The following is an 18,047-nucleotide window of genomic DNA, read 5'->3' on the forward strand; positions in this document are numbered from 1 at the left end:
TCCTCAGGCGTTCGGGTTGAGCTCGTTGGTGTAGACGTCGGAGATCTTCAGCTTCTTGGCGTCGATGTCGCCGCGGCTGTCGAGCCAGTCGACCCAGCGGGAGATGTCCTCGTCGTGGATGACGGGCTTGGCGTCGATGCCGAGCGTGCCGGGGAAGTTGGTCTTGATCGGCTCGATGTAGTCGCCGTAGCCCTCCTTCTCCAGGTACGGGAAGTAGACGTCGAAGACCTCCTGCTTGTCGTGGGTCTCGATGAACTCGATCGCCGCGGCGACGCCCTCGACGAGCTGGCGTGAGGTGTTCGGGTTCTTCTCGATGAACTCGTTGCGCAGCGTCAGCCCGCCGCCGGCGTACGGGGCACCGACGACGTCGATGTCGCGGTGCAGCGTGCGGATCTCGTACTGCGCCTCGGTCTGGCGCTTGCCCAGGAAGCTGACGACGGCGGCGTCGATCTTGCCGCTGCCGAGGGCCTCGGGGATGTTGAGCGGCGGCAGCGGGACGAGCGTGACCTTGTCCTGCTCGGCCTGGCTGAGGCCCTCCTGGTCGAACCACGTGTCCAGCACGGCCTCGGCGTTCGCGCCGAGCGTGTTGACGGCGATCTTCTTGCCGACGAGGTCCTTCGCGTCCTGGATCGGCGACTCGTCGAGGACGACGAGCTGCGAGTTCGTGGTCTCGTTCGAGCCGTAGAACGGGATGACCGCCTTGATCGGCGCGCCCGTGGCCACGAGCTGGGCGATCGCGCCGTAGAAGGCGGAGCCGCCGATGTCGGTCTGGTTCGAGACGAGCGCCTGGAGGGCCTGCGGGCCGCCCGTGACGTCGCCGACCCGCTTGAGCGTCAGGCCCTCGAACTCGCCGAGCGCGTCGGCGAGCAGGAACGCGTCGACCGCGCCCGCGTAGCTCTGGTAGCGGATCGTGGTCTCCTCCTTCCCCGAGTCCGCGCCGGCGCTGCCACAGGCGGTCAGGCCCGTCGCGGCGAGCGCGGCGGCCGCGGTGACGACCAGGGTGCGGAGGAACCGGTGGGAACGGACGTGAGTCATGAGTGCCTTCTTCTCGTGAGGGGCGCTGTTGCGTGTCGACGACGCTACGAACGCCGGCACCGGGTCCGGCCCCATCTCACGACGCGGGAGATCACCCGACAGGCGTCGCCGATCACGTAGCGTCGCCCGTCAACGGGGAGGTGAGCATGCGACTGGAGCAGCTCGAATACGTCAGGGCGGTGAGCGAGCAGGGCTCGCTGCGTCGCGCCGGGGAGCACCTGCACGTGTCGCTGCCGGCGCTCAGCGAGGCGGTCACCAAGCTCGAGCGCGAGCTCGGCGTGACGCTCGTCGACCGGCACCGCTCGGGCACCCGCATCAACGGCACGGGACGGGAGCTGCTGCCGCGGATCCTCGAGGTCCTCGACGCCGTCGACCGGCTGCGCGCCGCCGCTCGCGGCGAGTCGCAGTTCCACCGGCCCACGCGCGTCGGCAGTGTCTACTTCGGCGTCACCGCGCTCGTCCTGCCGGCGCTGCGAGGGCACGAGCTCGACCACGAGCACACCTCGGTCGACCTGCGCCAGCTGCGTCACGGCGAGGTCCGCGACGGCCTGCGCGACGGCTCGCTCGATCTCGGCCTCGTGACGCTGCTGCCCGGCGACGACGTGCACCCCGACCTCGTCGCGACCGAGCTGTTCCACGGCCGGCCGGTGGCGGTGCTGCCCGCCGACCACCCGCTCGCGGAGCGCGCCACCGTCACCGTCGACGACCTGCGCCAGGAGGTCTTCGTCGGCGCCCGCCCCGGCTACCTGATGCACCGGGTGGCGCACCGCGTCTTCGGTGACTCGCCGCCGTTGAAGTGGCACACCGCCGACAGCGCCGATGTGTGCCAGCAGATGGTCTCCTCGGGGATCGGCGTCTCGCTCATGCCCGACTTCACGTCCTTCGACCTGCGCGAGGCGAGCACGCGGCTCGCGTTCCGCCCCATCGAGGACGAGGGCACCGTGATCCGGATGGCCCTGCTGCGCCGCCGCGGCGCCCGGCCGACGAAGGCGGCGCAGGACCTCCACGACCTCCTCGTGCACCACGCGACGCGGTACGTCAGCGAGCCGGCCTGACGCCGAGCGCTCCCGTCGTCCGCGGGCTGTGAGACTGGCGGCATGGACACCCTCACGCTGGACGGCCGCACCTTCGCGCTCGAGCGCGCCGCCGAGCCGGACGTGCCCGGCATCGTCGCGCTGCTGACCGACGACGAGATCGGCGCGGGTCGCGAGTCGGTGGATCTCGCGCCCTACGTCGAGGCGTTCCGCGACGTCGACCGGGACGACGCGCACCTCCTGGTGGCGGTCCGCGACGACGACGGCGTGCTCGTCGCGACGATGCAGCTGACGCTGCTGCCCGGGCTGTCGCGCGGCGGGACGAAGCGGCTGCTGATCGAGGCGGTCCGCGTGGCGTCGTCGACCCGCGGCTCCGGGCTCGGGCGCGCCCTGATCGGCTGGGCCCACGCGTGGGGCGCGGCTCGCGGGGCCACCCTCGCGCAGCTGACCTCGGACAAGCGCCGCACCGACGCCCACCGCTTCTACGAGTCCCTCGGCTACACGGCGAGCCACGAGGGGTTCAAGCGGCCCTTGGAGTCCGACGCGCCCTGACGGGGGACGACTCCCTGTGTCGGACCCACCTGCCACAGTGGCCCCGTGCGTCTGCCGTCCGTGCTGCTCTCGCTGCTCTTCGTCCCGCTCGCGGGGTGCGAGCTGCTCGACCTCGTCGAGTCCGCGGGCGACGACGCCGCGGTCGCGCCGGCGCCCACGCTCGAGCCGGCCGAGGCGCGCTCGGCGCTCGACGCCCTGCGCACCGTCGACCGCCGCCCGCGCGTGCCTGCCTACGACCGCGAGGCCTTCGGTCCGGCGTGGCGGGACGTCGACCGTAACGGCTGCAACCAGCGCGACGACGTGCTGCTGCGCGACGCGGTGCCGGGCACCGTCGTCGTCCAGGTGCAGCGCTCGTGCCCGCACGACGTGATCGCGGGGACATGGACGGACCCGTACCACGGCACGCGCCTGGAGTTCGACGACCTCAAGGACCAGCGTCAGGCCCAGGCGATCCAGATCGACCACGTCGTCCCGCTCGCCGAGGCCTGGGTCTCGGGCGCGCACGCGTGGAGTGCCGAGCGACGCTCACGGTTCGCGAACGACCCGCCGTCGCTCGTGGCGGCGGACGGCCCGACGAACGCCTCGAAGGGCTCGCAGGACCCCGCCGGTTGGCGACCGAAGGCCGCCTTCCAGTGCGCCTACGCCACCCGCTGGATCGACGTGAAGCAGCGCTGGGACCTCGCCGTCGACACGAGCGAGGCCCGCGCCCTGGCCTCGATGCTGGACACCTGCCCCACGCCGTCGCCCGCCTGACGCCCTCCGCCGGCGCGGCGGTCAGACGGTGACCGGCGCGCAGGCCGCCGCGGTGGCGACGAGGCGGTCGATGTCGAGGGACGCCGGAGTCGGGCGGGGGTCGTCCACGACGACCCACACCCCGGCTTCGCGGCGGTACTCGGCCGCGCGCTCCCCCGCCACCCAGGCGCGCACGCCGGACAGGAGGCGCTCGACGTCCTCGGCGCGGCTGCCCACGCCGATGCTCGCCCGGACCGCGCCGTCGCCCCAGCCGAGTCGGTCGAGCAGCGGGTGAGCGCAGAACCGGCCGTCACGCACGGACACACCGTGCTCGGCCGCCAGGAACGCCGCCAGCAGACCCGGATCGACTCCCTCGAGGCGGAACGTCACCACGCCGATCGGCTCGGCCGAGTCCGACCAGATCCGCGCGACGTCGACGCCGGGGAGCTCGCGCAGGCCCTCCACCAGTCGCGAGCGCAGCGAGGACTCGTGCGCGGCCACCTCGTCGGGCTCGAGCGACGACAGCGCCTCCGCTGCGGCCGCCAGGGCGACGGCACCGACGAGGTTCGGCGTGCCCGCCTCGTGCCGGGCGGGCCCGTCGGTCCACTCGACGTCCTCGTCGGTGATCCGCCGCACCGCCCCGCCACCGGCCAGGTACGGCTCGATCCCCTCGAGCCAGTCAGGACGGCCCACGAGCGCACCCGCGCCGAACGGGGCATGCACCTTGTGGCCGGAGAAGGCGACGTAGTCGACACCCGACTCGGCCAGCGAGAGCGACCGGTGGGCCAGCAGCTGCGCGCCGTCGACGAAGACCCGCGCGCCGTACCGGTGGGCGAGGTCGACGACCGCGTCGATCGGCAGTGACTCCCCCGTGACGTTCGAGGCGCCCGTGACCGACAGCAGGCTGATCTGACGCCGCGACAGCACCGAGGCGAGCGCCTTCAGGGTGGCACCGACGGTGGCCTGGACCCCGAGCACCTCGCAGCCGCCGAGGCTGCGCCGCCACGGCAGCAGGTTCGCGTGGTGCTCCACGTCGAGCACCAGCACCCGCCCGGGCACCGCGCCCGCCAGCAGGTTGGTGGCATCGGTGGTGTTGCGCGTGAAGATCGTGACGTCGGCGGACCGCGCGCCGACGAACGAGCCGACGGACTCGCGCGCCTGCTCGTACAGCGCGGTCGACACCTGCGAGGCGTAGCCGGCGCCGCGGTGGACGCTGGCGTACCAGGGCAGCACGGCGTTCACGCGCTCGGCGACGGAGGCCAGCGCGGGCGCGCTGGCCGCGCCGTCGAGATTGACGTGACGCACCGACCGGCCGTCGACGAGGGGGACGGTGACGTCGGCGCCCACGAGGGGCAGCAGCGGGCAGTCGGCGTGGGACAGGACAGACGACATGGAGGACCTCCGGGGTGACTCGCGCTTGCCCCGGCCGGTCGGCCGAGGCCCGGTCCTCACCCGGAGCACCCCGCCGCGACGGAGGGTTGCCGACCAGCAAGCCGGGGCTGTGCGTCGAGGACGCGGCTGGCACTCGTGACCGTGGGCGAGAGCCTGCCAGTCGGCTCGGACTACCACGACAAATCTCATCATGCGGACGCCGTCCCATTAGTTGAGATCGTCATTCGGCGCGCTCACCGACCGACAGGATCACCATCAGCGCCCGGGATCCGACCCGCGCCGATCTCGAGGAGGAGCCGCGTGGACACGTGGAACCTGGTGGCCCTGGCCGTGACCTTCGGCCTGTTCGCGGGCGTGTGGGTCCTGGGCCGCATCGGCGTGAACTTCGCCGTGCTGACGATCGGGGCGCTGGTCGTCGGCGCCGCCGTCGGCGTCGTCTTCCGCGACCACGTCGACTACCTCGCACCGCTCGGGCGGATCTACATCAACCTGCTGCTGGCGATCGTCGCGCCGCTGGTGATCGTGTCCATCCTGTCCAGCGTGACGTCGCTCGGCTCCACCGCGAAGCTCCGCACGATCGGCCTCTCGTCCACGGCGTGGCTGCTCGGCATGAACCTCATCGCCATCCTGCTGACGCTCGGGCTCACCCTCGAGCTGGGGATCGGCAAGAACGCCGACCTCGAGACCGCCGGCGTCGACACCCGCTCGCTCGACGAGATCCAGAAGCCGTTCGCCGAGGTCTTCATCGGGTTCTTCCCGACGAACATCGTCAAGGACGTCTCGGAGAACAACATCATCCCGATCATCGTCTTCACGCTGCTCGTCGCGGTGGCCACCGCGGTCGTCGCGGAGCGGTCGCCGAAGACGGTCGCGCCGTTCCTGAACCTCGTCGAGGCCGGCCGCGTCATCATCTACAGGGCCGTCGGCTACGTCATCGCCCTGACCCCCTACGCGGTCCTCGTGCTGACGGCGGGCGCCGCCTCCTCCGCGGTCGGCCGCCGCGACCAACTGCTCTCGCTGCTGGGCCTGCTGGTGGTCGGCTACGTCGCCTGCTTCGTGCACACGTTCGTCGTGAACGCGGTGATCCTGCGCAGCGCCGCCCACGTGAGCCCGCTCGCGTTCTTCCGCAAGATCTTCCCGGCACAGAGCACCGCGTTCACGACGCAGAGCAGCGCCGGCACCCTGCCCGTCACCACCACGGTGCTGACCCAGCGCGTGGGCGTCCCGTCCGACGTCGCCGGCTTCACCGCGCCGCTCGGCACCACGATCGGCATGCCGGGCTGCGCCGGCATCTGGCCGATCATGCTCGCGGTCTACGCCATCAACGGCCTCGGACTGTCCTACGGGCTGGCGGACTACGCGCTGCTCGTCGTGCTGTGCCTCCTGGTGTCGATCGGCACCGCCGGCGTCCCCGGCACCGCCACGATCGTGGCCACCACCGTGCTCACCGCGGCCGGCCTGCCGCTCGAGGTCGTCATCCTCACGCTGCCGATCAGCGCGATCGTCGACATGGCGCGCACGATGACCAACGTCACCGCCGCCGCGGTCGCGGCCACCGTGGTGGCTCGCCGCGTCGGACGTCTCGACGACGACGTGTTCGCCGGCCGCAAGGAGGCCGTCGTCCCGCACGAGGCCTCGGCCAAGGAGCGCCTCGAGGCCGCGGTCGGCGAGATCCCCGTGGCCCGCGGCGTCCCCGTCGGCGCCTGCTCGATCGACGACCGTCCCACCGAGCGCCGTCCGCTCGGCTCCACCCGCTGACCCCGCACCCCCCCCACCGAAGGAGTCCTCGTGACCTCGAAGTCCCTGCGCCTGCCCCGGCCGCTGCACCTGCTCCTGGCGTTCGCGCTCGCGACGACCATCCTGCTCTCCGGACAGGGCCTGCTCGTGCCCGCGAAGGCCGCGAGCATCACCTGGGTCGACGGCGGTGACGACCAGCCGTGCCTCAACGACGACATGGGTCGCGCCCTCGATGCCCTGCCCGCCGACCAGTGGTGCACGCCGATCAGCGGCTGCTACCAGGACGACGACGGCAAGTACGTCCTGCCCAGCCGGAAGACGGGCATCTGGCAGGGCAACCCGAACGACGTGAAGTACGCCGACGAGATCAAGGCCGAGCCGACTCCGAAGCCGACCGCCAAGCCCACGACGAAGCCGACCGCCAAGCCCGTCGCCAAGCCCACCGCGAAGCCGACGACCAAGCCGACGACGAAGAAGTCGGTCGACACGGGTGCGCCGACCACGACCACCGACAGCCTGGGTGTCGACGAGAACGAGGTCGTCGCCGAGGGCGCGCCGTCCGCGCCCGCCGCGCCGGTCCTGACGGTCGACGGCAAGGACGTCACGGTCACGTGGCAGGCCGGCCCCGACGCCGAGCTCGAGAGCGTCACGGGCTACGTCCTGCGCTTCAGCGGCGCCGACCCGGTGCAGCTCGACGCCGCGACCACGACCCACACGTTCTCCGACCTGCCCGACGGCACCTACCGCGCCGCGGTGCGCGCCGTGAACGAGGCCGGCGAGTCGCCGTCCTCTCCGCCGTCGGAGATCGCCACGGTCGGCAAGCCGGTCACCGAGGTCGTCGGCACGGTCGCCGTCACCGGCGACCTCGAGCCCGGCGCCGCGGTCACCGTGACCGGCACCGGCTTCGCCGCCGACGTCCCCGAGCTCACCCTCGAGCTGCACTCCACCCCGGTGGTCCTGGGCACGGTCGCCACCGACGCCAACGGCGGGTTCACGACCGCGGTCACGATCCCCGAGACGGTCGAGGCCGGCGAGCACTCGCTGGTCGTCCTCTTCGACGGCACCGAGATCTCCAGCACGCCGGTCGAGGTCGGCGGTGCCGAGGTGGCCGCGGCCGCCGCGGTGACCGAGGTCGCCGAGACCGTCCCGCCGCACACGGGCCTGGCCATCCTGGTCGTCCTCGCGCTGGCCGGCGTCGCGTCGCTCACGTGGCACGTGCTGACCGGCCGCCGTCGTGCGGCGCGCACGCGACTGGCGGAGGTGATCGCCTGACCACGGCGATGTGCAGGACGGCTGGATCGCCCGACATGCACACGCCCGGCGATCCAGCCCACCGACCCACGAGAACACTCCCCTGAATCGGCCTGCCCAGTGTGGCAGGAGAAAGCGACACCACCATGACCACCTCCCTCCGGCGCCCCGTGCGGCGCGGACTCGCGGCCGCCGCGGTCGGGGCCCTGACGGCCTCGCTGCTGGGCCTGGCGACGACCACCGCGCACGCCGCGGCGCCCGTCCCCTCCCTCGGCGTCACCGTGGACTACTTCGACGACGTGTACGACGACCTCGGCGCGAACAGCGTCTTCGAGACCGTGACGATCGAGCGCTTCGAGTACCTGCTGAAGAACCAGACCGGCAATATCGCCTTCTTCATCGGCGACCCGTCCGACCCGTCGAGCCAAGCCACGATCGCGCACGTCAACCGCGTGGCGAAGGCCCAGGGCATCTCGAAGGTCTACAACTTCACGCCCAAGCTCGATGGCGACACCCTGAACGTCTGGGACCTCAGCCGCTCCGGCCTCAACGAGGCCGGCCGCACGTTCTACGGCAACGTCGGCAACCGGCTGATCACCGACTACCTGAACAAGGACGCGCAGACCTCGTTCACGAAGAACGCGGCCAGCGACCCGTACCTGTTCGTCTACAACAAGGACCGCGTCGACGGCGGTGTCGAGGACCGCATCGTCGCCGCGCTGGGCGGCGCCAAGACCGCAGCCGACCTCGACACCCCGACCGAGGTCGCGGCGTACGAGGACCAGGTCGAGGACGTGCTCGGCAGCGTCTCCAGCTACGCCACCAACACGAACTTCCAGTTCCAGAAGGACGAGGTCAACCGCCGCCACAGCGCGTCGTACCCCACAGCGGAGACGCACGGCGGCCAGATCCTGACCGACGCCGACGGCACGGACGGCTTCCGGATCCAGACGCTCACCTACCCCGAGCTCATCCACCTGCTCGGCAAGCCCGGCGACATCCCGCTGCTGTTCGGCGGCACGTGGTGCCACAACACCCGCGCGATCATCAAGGACGTGAACGCGGACGCCCAGCAGTACGGCGTGAAGACGGTCTACAACTTCGACTTCTCGCTGTTCTCCACCGGCAACGGCGGCTCCGACCTCGGCCACATCCGCGACAACGCGGCCGCGACGACCGAGGACGGCACCCTGAAGGCGTCGCGTCCGTCGCACCTGTACGGCGACCTCGTGAACACGTACCTGCCGAACGCGTCCACGCAGTACCGCACGGCGCAGGACGTCGCCGACCTCGGCGGCGGCAGCGTCAACGCCGTCTCGTACTACCCCGGCGGCGACACGACCAAGGAGCTGCGCCAGGCGCGCAAGATCCAGGTCGGTCACGTGCTGACGTACAACAAGGACCACGTCGACGCGCTCGGCAACCCGGCTCCGGTCGTCGACCAGGCGATCCGTCGCAACGACGACGGCGGACACACCGAGCACATGACCGAGTGGTGGTACGTCGCCGGCCGTGATCTGGAGAAGGGCGACCCGACCCTCCGGGGCGCGCTGAACCCCACCAGCGAGACGGGCGCGAACTCCCTGCAGAGCCAGCGCGCGTTCGCCAAGGAGGCCATCGACGAGATCCACACGGTCTTCCGCGGGTTCGCGAAGCAGGCGCACGCCAGCACCACCAGCGTGGCCGAGGTCGGCCCGGTCTCCGTCGGCGGCACGCCCACGCTCGACGTCTCGGTCGCCGCGGCCGGCTACGCGCCGTTCATCTCGCTGAACTCGGCCAACGCCAACACGCCGCTCGTCTCCGACACCGGCAAGCCGTCCGGCTTCGTCGCTGTCTTCGACGGTGGCCAGAAGGTCGGCCAGGCGCGTCTGAAGCGCAACGGCACCGCCTCGATCGTGCTCCCGGCCCAGCCGGCCGGCGAGACCGACCTGACGGTCCGCTACCTCGGTCGCGGCGACGTGATCGAGCCCTCGCAGGCGTCCGTCTCGTTCGCGGTCGCGGGCGATCCGTCCACCACGACGCTCAGCGTTCCGGCGTCGGTGACCCACGGCGCCGGCGGCTCGGTGACCGCCACGGTCACCGAGGGCGCCACCGGCTCGGTGCGACTCACCGGCCTGCCCGGCGAGCCGCTCACGGCCGCGATCGAGGACGGCACGGCCACCTTCACGCTGCCGGCCACCACGCCGGCGGGTCGCCACTCGCTCGTCGCCCGCTACACCGGTGACGACAAGTACGGCGCGTCGGAGTCCGAGGCGGCGGAGCTCGTCGTCGCGAAGGCGAACGCCACGCTGAAGGCCACGGTCGCCGCGACCCGCTACGGCACGGCTCCGGTCGTCCGGACCACCGTCACCGGTCCCGCGGGCGTCACGCCCACCGGCACCGTCACGGTGACCGCCGGCGGGACGTCGTACGTCGGTCGCCTCGACGCCGCGGGTCGCGCCAACGTCTCGCTGCCGCGCACCCTGACGCCGAAGGCCTACGCGCTGACGATCGTCTACGGCGGCAACGCCAACGTCCGGGCGGCCAGCACCACGGCACGCGTGACGGTGGCCAAGGCGGCCGTGCGAGGCGTCTCTCTGAAGCCCCGCAAGACTGTTCGCGCCAAGAAGGCCACCGTCGCCACGGTGACCGTCACGACGCCGAGCGGCCTGCCCAAGGCGTCGGGCAAGGTCCGGATCGTGCTCAAGCGCGGCTCGAGCACGAAGACCGTCGTCGGCACCGTCCGCTCGGGCAAGGCCACGGTCAAGCTGCCGAAGCTGACGAAGGGCACGTGGAGCGCCAAGGTGTCGTACCTGGGCAACACGGCCTACGCCGGCAAGACCGCCAGCAAGAAGATCAAGGTGAAGGGCTGACCGTCCGACACGAGCGAGGGCCCCGACCGGTGACGGTCGGGGCCCCTTCGCGTCTGGGGGACTCAGGCGGCGCGGGCCGCGAGGTCGGCGCCCGCGGACGTGGCGGCCTCCTCGGCCGTCTTGCGCATGATCGAGGCCATCTCGGTGAACTCGTCGAGGGCCGGGTTCACGCCGACGAGGGTGAACTCTCGCTCCACGACGGTCAGGTCGGCACCCCAGATGTCCACCAGGATCCGGCGCAGGAAGTCGGTGTTGTGGTCCCAGCCCTCGCACGGGGTGCCGGGGCCGTAGGCGCCACCGCGGGTGGTCACCAGGACGGTCGGGGTGCCCTCGAGCAGGCGCGTGCCCTGCGGGGCGCCGGCCAGGGCGACGTCGATCCACGTCTTGGCGTGCTGGGAGATGCCGAAGTTGTAGAGCGGCATCGCGAGGACGGCGAGCGAGGCCTGCTGCAGCTCGTCGGCGACCTGCTCGGCGAGGGCGATCGCCTCGCGCTGGGCGGCGTTGCGGTCCTCCTCGGGCGTGTAGCTGCCGGCGATGGCACCGCTCCACACCTCGGCTCCGAGAGGATGCTGGCCGAGGTGACGGCGCACGACCGGGACCTCGGGCCGGGCGGCGGTGAACTCGTCGAGGACGAGATCGGCCAGCGCGCTGCTGGCGGACACCGGGCCCTGGATGCTGGCGTCGACACGAAGCAGGGTCATGCGGGTCTCCTTGAGTTGAATGTTCAAGTCGACCCTACGTCCAACCTGCTTGAACGTTCAAGCCCAGGGGGTATCCTGTTCTGCGTGACCTCCGACACTGCCCCCTCCGACACGACGGCATCCGTGCGCTGGCTGACGACCGAGCAGCAGGAGCAGTGGCGCGCCCTCTTCGGCCTCCTGTCGACGCTGCCGAGTGCCATCGACGCCCAGCTCAAGCGCGACGCGGGCGTGAACGCGTACGAGTACCAGGTGCTCGCGGCGCTGTCGCAGTCCCCCGGGCACACCATCGGACTCTCCGTCCTGGCCGAGGAGGCGCGCGGCTCGCTGTCGCGGCTCTCCCACGCCCTCACGCGCCTGGAGAAGGCCGGCTGGGTCGAGCGGTGCCCCGCCGCCGAGCCCGGCGGCCGCCGGATGCAGGCACGGCTCACCGAGACCGGCCTGGCCAAGATCGAGGCGATCGCACCCGGTCACGTGCGCGAGGTGCGCCGGCTCGTCATCGACGTGCTGACCGACGAGCAGCTCGCGGCCCTGGGCGACGCCGCCCGCGCGATCGCGGCCGTCGCGGGCGAGGGCGCCGAGACCTGCACCGAGGGCCCGGCCTGCTGAGCCTCCGGCACACGCATCTTGGTACCAAGGCGCCCCTGGGACGACCCGAAGGTCGGAGGATCCGTCCCACCTGCGGCGCATTCCACCCAGAAATGGAGAAGGCCCCCGATCCGAGGATCGGGGGCCTTTCTGCTGGTAGCCCCGACGGGATTCGAACCCGCGCTACCGCCTTGAGAGGGCGACGTGCTAGGCCGCTACACAACGGGGCCAGCAGTGAGAAACGCTACCAGATGCTCTCCAGTAGGTCCTCGCTGGGGTACTAGGACTCGAACCTAGAATGGCGGTACCAGAAACCGCTGTGTTGCCAATTACACCATACCCCATGGGGGTATCGGATCCCTGCCTCGCGGCAGCGCTCCGAACCAAGAGATGACTTTACCGGACACCCTCGCGTGCGCCCAAACCGGGGATGCTCGCGTGTCGTGTGATGCGCGCTTCACCCCAGCGCGGAGCGCCGGATCTTGCCCGTGGCGGTGCGCGGGAGCTCGGCCACGAACTCCACCTCGCGGGGGTACTTCGTGGGCGCGAGGATCGAGCGGCTGAACTCGATCAGCTCGTACTCCGACACCGACGCGTCGGGCTCGAGGACGACGTACGCCTTCGGCGACTGGCCGCGGTACTGGTCGGGGATGGCGACCACGGCCGCCTCGCGGACGTGCGGGTGCGTCATGAGCGCGGCCTCGATCTCGCGCGGCCAGACCTTGAAGCCGCTCGCGCTGATCATGTCCTTGCTGCGGTCGATCACGTAGAACCAGCCGTCGGCATCCATGAAGCCGACGTCGCCGGTGCGCAGCCGACCCCCGCCGAAGACCTCGGCGGTCGACATCGGCTTGTTCAGGTAGCCCGCCGCCACCTGCGGCCCGGAGACGACGATCTCGCCGACCTCGCCGGGCGCCAGGTCGGCACCGTCCTCGCCGACGATGCGGACCGTGGTCCCGAAGACCGGGACGCCGATCGACAAAGTCCGGGTGTCCTCGTCCACGGGCGTGCGCAGACCTCGCGGGACCGCTGCCACCGCCGAGGTCGCCTCGGTGAGGCCGTAGACATTGTGGATCGGCCGGCCGAAGCGCTCCCCCAGGCGCGCGGCCACGTCGGGCTCCACCGGCGCGCCGCCGGACCAGAGCTCACGGAAGCTCGCGAAGTCGTCGGGCGTCACGTCGGGCAGCTCCGCCAGCCCGATGTAGGCGGTGATGACGGCGATCGTGAACTCGGGACGGTGACGGCGGATCGCGTCGAGCACCACGTCGGGGCGCACCCGGTGCGTCAGCACGAGCGTGGCACCGATGCGCAGCGTCACCGCGACGTGCCCGATGAGGCCCGTCACGTGGAAGATCGGGCTCAGCCCCAGCACGACCGCGCCGTCGCGCAGCCGGGCCCACTGCCGGTAGACCGAGGCGTCGAACTCCACGTTGGCGTGCGTGTTCACCGTGAACTTCGACATCCCGGTGGTTCCCGAGGTCGGCACGAACACCGCCGGCCACGCCGGGTCGAGCTCGGTCGCGACCGGGTCGACGCGGGTCGCCACGATCCGCGCCAGCGAGGTGGCGTCGCCACCGACCTGGGCCGGGGAGCCGTCGAAGTCGGTCCGGGTCGTGACGACGACCGGTCGGTCGCGCAGGCGGGACACGCGCGAGCCGTGCACCTGGAGCAGCTCGTCGAGGATCACGACGGCGTCGGCGTCGCACTCGTCCAGCAGGTGACTGAGCTCGGGCGAGGTCGCCAGCGGCGACAGCGGCGCGGCCACGGCACCCAGCTTCCATGCCGCGACGACGGCGACGAGGAACGCGGGGTTGTTCTGCAGCATCAGGGCGACGGTGGAGCCGGGACCGAGCCCGGCGTCGCGCAGGTGCGCGGCGAGCGAGTCCGCCATCGCGTCGAGCTCGGCGTACGTGATCGCGCCGTCGAAGTAGCGCACCGCGACGCGGCCCGGCTGGCGCGCGACCGTGGCGCCGAAGTGGTCCATGAGGGTCAACCCACTGGCCGCGAGGTCGACGTCGCCGTCGGGGTACCAGGCGGTCCAAGGGCGCCCCTCGCCCGCGCTCATGCCGCCGCCCGTGGCCGGACGAGAAGGGCAGGTCGGGCCGGTAGAGTCCGCTGCGTGACCGAGACGTCCGGGGCTCCCACGGTCGGCGCCGCGATCCGCCTCGCGCGCCAGGCAGCGGGCGTCACCCTGCGGGACCTGGCGTCCACCGTGGGCGTCAGCGCGGGCACCATGAGCGCGATCGAGAACGACAAGGTCGGGGTCAGCATCGCCCGCCTCTCGCAGATCGCCTCGGCACTGGGCACCGAGACCGCCCACCTGGTCATGCAGCCTCCCTCGGTGTCTTCCGCCGGGACGCCCCCGTCGCTCGACCGGCCGCGTCCGTGGCGCGCCTCGTCGACGATCCGACTCGACAACGTTACCGCCGCCGCCGTCACGGTGTTCCACGAAGCGGGCTACCACGGCGCCACCATGCGGGCGATCGCCGCGACGGCCCAGCTGAGCGTCGCCGGCGTCTACCACCACCACCGCAGCAAGCACAGCATCCTGGTCTCGGTCTACGACCTCCTGCTCGACGAGTTGCAGGCGCGCGTGGCCGCGGCGGCCGAGGACGGCGCGACCCCGCACGACCGCGTCGTCAACGTCGTCGAGGCCATGAGCACCTTCCGCGAGCAGCACCCCGAGCTGGCTCGCGTGGCGGACTCCGAGCTGCGCAGCCTCGACGAGCCCGAGAGCGGACGGATCGCCGCCCGGTGCCGCGGCGTCTACGACACCCTGTGCGTGCACGCCAACGAGGCCCTGAACACGACCGACGGCGCCCCGCTGTCGGCCGACGAGTTCAGCGCGGCCGTCCTGCGGCTCGCGGGCGTCTCATGGCTGATCCCGCCCGAGATCCGAGGCGGAAGCACGCTTCCCGTCACCCTGGCCGAGGCCGTCCTGCGACGCTGACCGCCGTCGCGTGTTCAGGTCGCCTGAACTGAACACCTGAACACGGAATCAGCGGTTTTGCCGTCAGGACAGCCGTGATTACTGTTCCCTGCGTCACACCCGAACGGTCGTTCAGTGAGTTCAGCCCGGCTGGACCTGAACGGCCCGCTTCACGAGGAACTCGATGTCCGACTCCGTCACCCAGACCCGCCCGCCGTGGCTGTCCGGCTACCCCGAGGGGAAGCCCGAGACCATCGTCGCCGAGTACGCCACGTGCCTGGAGATGTTCGCCGCCGCGGTCGAGCGCGGCGCCGACGCTCCCGCCGTGCGGTACTTCGACGGCACCCTGACCTACGCCGAGGTCGACGCCCTCACCGACGCGATGGCCGCGGTCCTCGTCGAGCGCGGCTTCGTGCCCGGTGACCGCCTCGCGCTGTACCTGCAGAACGACCCGGCGTTCCCCCTCGGCCTCGTCGCGGCGTGGAAGGCCGGCGGCATCGCCGTGCTCATCAACCCGATGAACAAGCAGCGCGAGGTCGGGAACCTGCTTCGCGACTCCGGCGCCGTCGCCCTGCTCACCCTCGACGACCTGTACGCGACAGTGGCCCGCGACGTCGTCGACTCGGGACAGACCTCGGTCACGACCGTCATCACCACCTCGGCGACCGACTTCCAGACGCGGAACGACCCGCGCGTGCTGGGCACCGATGCCGTGGTCACCGAGGGCACCCTGCGGCTCACCGACGTCGCCCGGACGCACGCCGGCCGTCGCGTCCCCGCTCCCGACCTGGGCCCCGACAGCATCGCCGTCCTGACCTACACGTCGGGCACGACCGGCCTGCCCAAGGGCGCCATGAACACGCACGGCGCGATGACGTTCAACACGCAGACCTACCGCGACTGGATGGACCTGCCCGAGGGCGCCGGCGTCCTGGCCATCGCGCCGCTGTTCCACATCACGGGCCTCGTCGGGCACGCCACCCTGGCGATGCTGCTCGGCGGGCCACTGGTCCTCACGCACCGCTTCGAGCCGCTCTCGATGCTCGACGCCATCCGCGAGCACCGGCCCTTCTTCACGATCGGCGCGATCACCGCACTCGTCGCCCTCACCAGCGCCGAGGGAGCCACGCGTGACGACTTCACGTCCCTCGAGGTCGTCTACTCCGGTGGCGCCCCGATCCCGCCGTCCGTCGCCGACCGGATCGAGGAGGAGTTCGGGTTCTACGCCCACAACTTCTACGGCATGACCGAGACCACCTCCCCCACCCACGGCGTCCCCCGCGGCCTGCGGGCGCCCGTGGACCCGGTCTCGGGCGCGCTGGCGGTCGGCTTCCCCGTCTTCAACACGCACGTGCGCGTCGTGGACGAGGACGGAGCCGAGGTCCCCGTGGGCCAGATCGGCGAGTTCGCCACCTCCGGCCCGCAGGTCATCCCCGGCTACTGGAACAACCCGGAGGCCACGGCGGAGGCGATCATCGACCGCGAGCTGCGCACGGGCGACATGGGCTTCATGGACGAGGACGGCTGGTTCTTCATCGTCGACCGCAAGAAGGACATGATCATCGCCTCCGGCTACAAGGTGTGGCCGCGCGAGGTGGAGGACGTCCTCTACTCCCACCCGGCCGTGAAGGAGGCCGCGGTCGTCGGCGTCGCGCACGAGTACCGCGGCGAGACCGTGAAGGCCTACGTCGCCCTGCACTCCGGCGCCGAGGCCACCCCCGACGAGCTCATCGCGTTCTGCCGGGAGCGGATGGCCGCCTACAAGTACCCGCGAGAGGTCGAGGTCCTCGACCGCCTCCCCCAGTCCGTCACCGGAAAGATCCTGCGTCGCGAACTGCGCTGACGCCTCCCCCTCCACTCGACTCACCCACTCCAGAAAGGCCCGGGTCATGACCGACCTCAAGACCGCCGAGATCGCCGGCGCACGCAAGAAAGCCGTGTCCGCCGCTGGCATCGGCAACTTCGTCGAATGGTTCGACTTCGGCATCTACGCCCAGTTCATCACCATCATCAGCATGAAGTTCTTCCCCAGCGACAACCCCACCGCGTCGCTGCTGTCGGGCTTCGCCGCCTTCGCGGTCGGCTTCCTCGCCCGCCCGATCGGCGGCATCATCTTCGGCAACATCGGCGACCGCGTCGGCCGCCGTACGGCCCTGTCCGGCGCCGTCCTGCTGATGTCGGGCGCGACCGTCGCGATCGGCCTCACCCCCAGCTACGAGTCCGTGGGCCTGCTCGCCCCCGTCCTGCTCGTCGCCTGGCGCATCCTCCAGGGCCTGTCGGCCGGCGGCGAGTACGCCGGCTCGGGCAGCTTCATCATCGAGTACGCGCCGTCGCACCGCCGGGCGCTGTTCGGCGCCGTGAACCCGATGTCCGTCGCCCTGGGCACCGCCGCCGGCGCGACCGTGGGCCTGGTCGTGACCCAGTCGATGAACGAGGCGTCCCTCGAGAGCTGGGGCTGGCGCATCCCGTTCATCCTCGCCGGTCCGGTCGGCTTGGTCGGCCTCTACCTGCGCCTGAAGATCCAGGAGACGCCCGAGTTCGAGGCCGTTCGCGAGGCCGCCGCCGAGGCGGTCCACCCGCCGATCGTCCGCGCCTTCCAGGAGGGCCTGCGCCCGATGATCGTCGTCTTCGCCTGGTCGATGGTCACCGCGGTGAGCTTCTACCTGCTCGGCGGCTACATGGTGGCGTACAACACCGAGGAGCTCGGTCTCGGCCGGGTCGACGCGCTGACCTCGTACATCGTCGCGCTGCTGGTCTTCGCGATCTCCTGCCCGCTGACCGGCCTGGCCGCCGACCGCTGGGGTCGGCGTCCGGTCGCCATCGCCGCCGCCATCGGCCTGGCCGTGGCCGTGATCCCGTCGTTCCACATCATGGGCATGGGCGGCCTCGGTGCCACCATGCTCGGCCAGGGCCTCTACGGCATCTTCGCCGGCGCGATCGCGCTGATCACCCCGGTGATCATGGTCGAGCTGTTCCGCCCCGAGATCCGCTACACGGCGAGCGCGCTGGCCTACAACATGGCCTTCGCCCTGCTCGGCGGCACGGCGCCGCTCGTGGCCACGTGGCTGATCGCCCGCACCGGTGACCCGATCTCCCCGGCCTACTACGTGGTGCTGTTCGCCGCGGTCGGCCTGGTCGCGGTGCTGGTGGGCCTGAAGGGCTACTACGCGAAGGACAGCATCCGCTCGCTGCAGATGGGCACCGAGGCCGACAAGGTCTGATCGCCCGGAGACGACGAACGCGGTCC

Annotated in this window: 14 protein-coding genes, 2 tRNA genes and 1 riboswitch; of the genes, 10 read left to right on the forward strand and 6 right to left on the reverse strand. The window is 71.5% G+C overall.

The annotated features are described in order from the left end of the window. Positions 1-3: 3 nt before the first annotated feature. On the reverse strand, positions 4-1,035 hold the full coding sequence (locus tag O3S82_RS11350) for an ABC transporter substrate-binding protein (RefSeq protein ID WP_269302914.1): 1,032 nt from the start codon (positions 1,033-1,035) through the stop codon (positions 4-6). Positions 1,036-1,181: 146 nt separating this feature from the next. On the opposite strand from O3S82_RS11350, the gene O3S82_RS11355 reads away from it, so the two are divergent. The 3 genes from O3S82_RS11355 to O3S82_RS11365 are packed head-to-tail and all read left to right on the forward strand — an operon-like array spanning position 1,182 to position 3,374. Further along, positions 1,182-2,090, forward strand: coding sequence for a LysR family transcriptional regulator (locus O3S82_RS11355; protein ID WP_179423837.1), 909 nt, complete (start codon positions 1,182-1,184; stop codon positions 2,088-2,090). Positions 2,091-2,132: 42 nt separating this feature from the next. Then, a complete protein-coding gene (locus O3S82_RS11360) occupies positions 2,133-2,621 on the forward strand; it encodes a GNAT family N-acetyltransferase (RefSeq protein ID WP_269302915.1) in 489 nt (162 codons plus the stop codon). Between the two features lie 45 nt (positions 2,622-2,666). Then, the gene (locus tag O3S82_RS11365; RefSeq protein ID WP_269302916.1) at positions 2,667-3,374 is read left to right on the forward strand and encodes an HNH endonuclease family protein; all 708 of its coding nucleotides are present in this window, start codon (positions 2,667-2,669) and stop codon (positions 3,372-3,374) included. Between the two features lie 21 nt (positions 3,375-3,395). Here O3S82_RS11365 and O3S82_RS11370 read toward each other — a convergent pair whose 3' ends face one another. Beyond that, complete coding sequence (locus O3S82_RS11370; RefSeq protein ID WP_269302917.1) at positions 3,396-4,745, reverse strand: aminotransferase class V-fold PLP-dependent enzyme; 1,350 nt, start codon at positions 4,743-4,745, stop codon at positions 3,396-3,398. A 16-nt stretch (positions 4,746-4,761) separates the two neighbouring features. Next, positions 4,762-4,886, reverse strand: a riboswitch (SAM riboswitch). Between the two features lie 159 nt (positions 4,887-5,045). On the opposite strand from O3S82_RS11370, the gene O3S82_RS11375 reads away from it, so the two are divergent. From O3S82_RS11375 to O3S82_RS11385, 3 genes are all read left to right on the forward strand, one after another. Then, positions 5,046-6,503, forward strand: coding sequence for a dicarboxylate/amino acid:cation symporter (locus O3S82_RS11375; protein WP_269302918.1), 1,458 nt, complete (start codon positions 5,046-5,048; stop codon positions 6,501-6,503). 30 nt (positions 6,504-6,533) lie between these two features. Continuing rightward, positions 6,534-7,754, forward strand: a complete 1,221-nt coding sequence (locus O3S82_RS11380; protein WP_269302919.1) for a fibronectin type III domain-containing protein — start codon at positions 6,534-6,536, stop codon at positions 7,752-7,754. Positions 7,755-7,879: 125 nt separating this feature from the next. After that, entirely contained in the window at positions 7,880-10,585 is a 2,706-nt protein-coding gene (locus O3S82_RS11385) for an Ig-like domain-containing protein (RefSeq protein WP_269302920.1), read from the forward strand. 62 nt (positions 10,586-10,647) lie between these two features. On the opposite strand, the gene O3S82_RS11390 is transcribed toward O3S82_RS11385, so the two are convergent. After that, positions 10,648-11,286: an FMN-dependent NADH-azoreductase gene (locus O3S82_RS11390; RefSeq protein ID WP_269302921.1), complete on the reverse strand. Its 639-nt coding sequence runs from the start codon at positions 11,284-11,286 to the stop codon at positions 10,648-10,650. Positions 11,287-11,370: 84 nt separating this feature from the next. Between O3S82_RS11390 and O3S82_RS11395 the strand changes: the two genes are divergently transcribed. Beyond that, complete coding sequence (locus O3S82_RS11395) at positions 11,371-11,892, forward strand: MarR family winged helix-turn-helix transcriptional regulator (protein WP_269302922.1); 522 nt, start codon at positions 11,371-11,373, stop codon at positions 11,890-11,892. 133 nt (positions 11,893-12,025) lie between these two features. Here O3S82_RS11395 and O3S82_RS11400 read toward each other — a convergent pair. The 3 genes from O3S82_RS11400 to O3S82_RS11410 form a co-directional block, all read right to left on the reverse strand. Beyond that, positions 12,026-12,101, reverse strand: a tRNA-Glu gene (locus tag O3S82_RS11400). Between the two features lie 42 nt (positions 12,102-12,143). Then, positions 12,144-12,215: transfer RNA gene (locus O3S82_RS11405), tRNA-Gln, on the reverse strand. Between the two features lie 113 nt (positions 12,216-12,328). After that, positions 12,329-13,936 carry a class I adenylate-forming enzyme family protein gene (locus O3S82_RS11410; RefSeq protein ID WP_269302923.1) on the reverse strand — a complete coding sequence of 536 codons (1,608 nt, stop codon included), beginning with the start codon at positions 13,934-13,936 and terminating at the stop codon, positions 12,329-12,331. 54 nt (positions 13,937-13,990) lie between these two features. Here O3S82_RS11410 and O3S82_RS11415 point away from each other — a divergent pair, with 54 nt between their 5' ends. The 3 genes from O3S82_RS11415 to O3S82_RS11425 all read left to right on the forward strand — a co-directional run bounded on the left by O3S82_RS11415 (position 13,991) and on the right by O3S82_RS11425 (position 18,021). Beyond that, positions 13,991-14,821, forward strand: coding sequence for a TetR family transcriptional regulator (locus O3S82_RS11415; RefSeq protein WP_269302924.1), 831 nt, complete (start codon positions 13,991-13,993; stop codon positions 14,819-14,821). Positions 14,822-14,984: 163 nt separating this feature from the next. Further along, positions 14,985-16,643, forward strand: a complete 1,659-nt coding sequence (locus O3S82_RS11420; protein WP_269302925.1) for a class I adenylate-forming enzyme family protein — start codon at positions 14,985-14,987, stop codon at positions 16,641-16,643. Positions 16,644-16,689: 46 nt separating this feature from the next. After that, positions 16,690-18,021 (forward strand): MFS transporter, encoded by a 1,332-nt coding sequence (locus O3S82_RS11425; RefSeq protein WP_269302926.1) that lies wholly within the window; start codon positions 16,690-16,692, stop codon positions 18,019-18,021. The last annotated feature ends 26 nt before the right edge of the window (positions 18,022-18,047 follow it).

Source organism: Aeromicrobium sp. HA, from assembly GCF_027171405.1.
GTDB lineage: Bacteria > Actinomycetota > Actinomycetes > Propionibacteriales > Nocardioidaceae > Aeromicrobium > Aeromicrobium tamlense.

What these genes read in the sequence shown, in the direction of transcription:
- O3S82_RS11350 (WP_269302914.1), bottom strand. Translation starts at nt 1,035, where the DNA reads ATGACTCACGTCCGTTCCCACCGGTTCCTCCGCACCCTGGTCGTCACC.
- O3S82_RS11355 (WP_179423837.1), top strand. Translation starts at nt 1,182, where the DNA reads ATGCGACTGGAGCAGCTCGAATACGTCAGGGCGGTGAGCGAGCAGGGC.
- O3S82_RS11360 (WP_269302915.1), top strand. Translation starts at nt 2,133, where the DNA reads ATGGACACCCTCACGCTGGACGGCCGCACCTTCGCGCTCGAGCGCGCC.
- O3S82_RS11370 (WP_269302917.1), bottom strand. Translation starts at nt 4,745, where the DNA reads ATGTCGTCTGTCCTGTCCCACGCCGACTGCCCGCTGCTGCCCCTCGTG.
- O3S82_RS11385 (WP_269302920.1), top strand. Translation starts at nt 7,880, where the DNA reads ATGACCACCTCCCTCCGGCGCCCCGTGCGGCGCGGACTCGCGGCCGCC.
- O3S82_RS11390 (WP_269302921.1), bottom strand. Translation starts at nt 11,286, where the DNA reads ATGACCCTGCTTCGTGTCGACGCCAGCATCCAGGGCCCGGTGTCCGCC.
- O3S82_RS11410 (WP_269302923.1), bottom strand. Translation starts at nt 13,936, where the DNA reads ATGAGCGCGGGCGAGGGGCGCCCTTGGACCGCCTGGTACCCCGACGGC.
- O3S82_RS11420 (WP_269302925.1), top strand. Translation starts at nt 14,985, where the DNA reads ATGTCCGACTCCGTCACCCAGACCCGCCCGCCGTGGCTGTCCGGCTAC.
- O3S82_RS11425 (WP_269302926.1), top strand. Translation starts at nt 16,690, where the DNA reads ATGACCGACCTCAAGACCGCCGAGATCGCCGGCGCACGCAAGAAAGCC.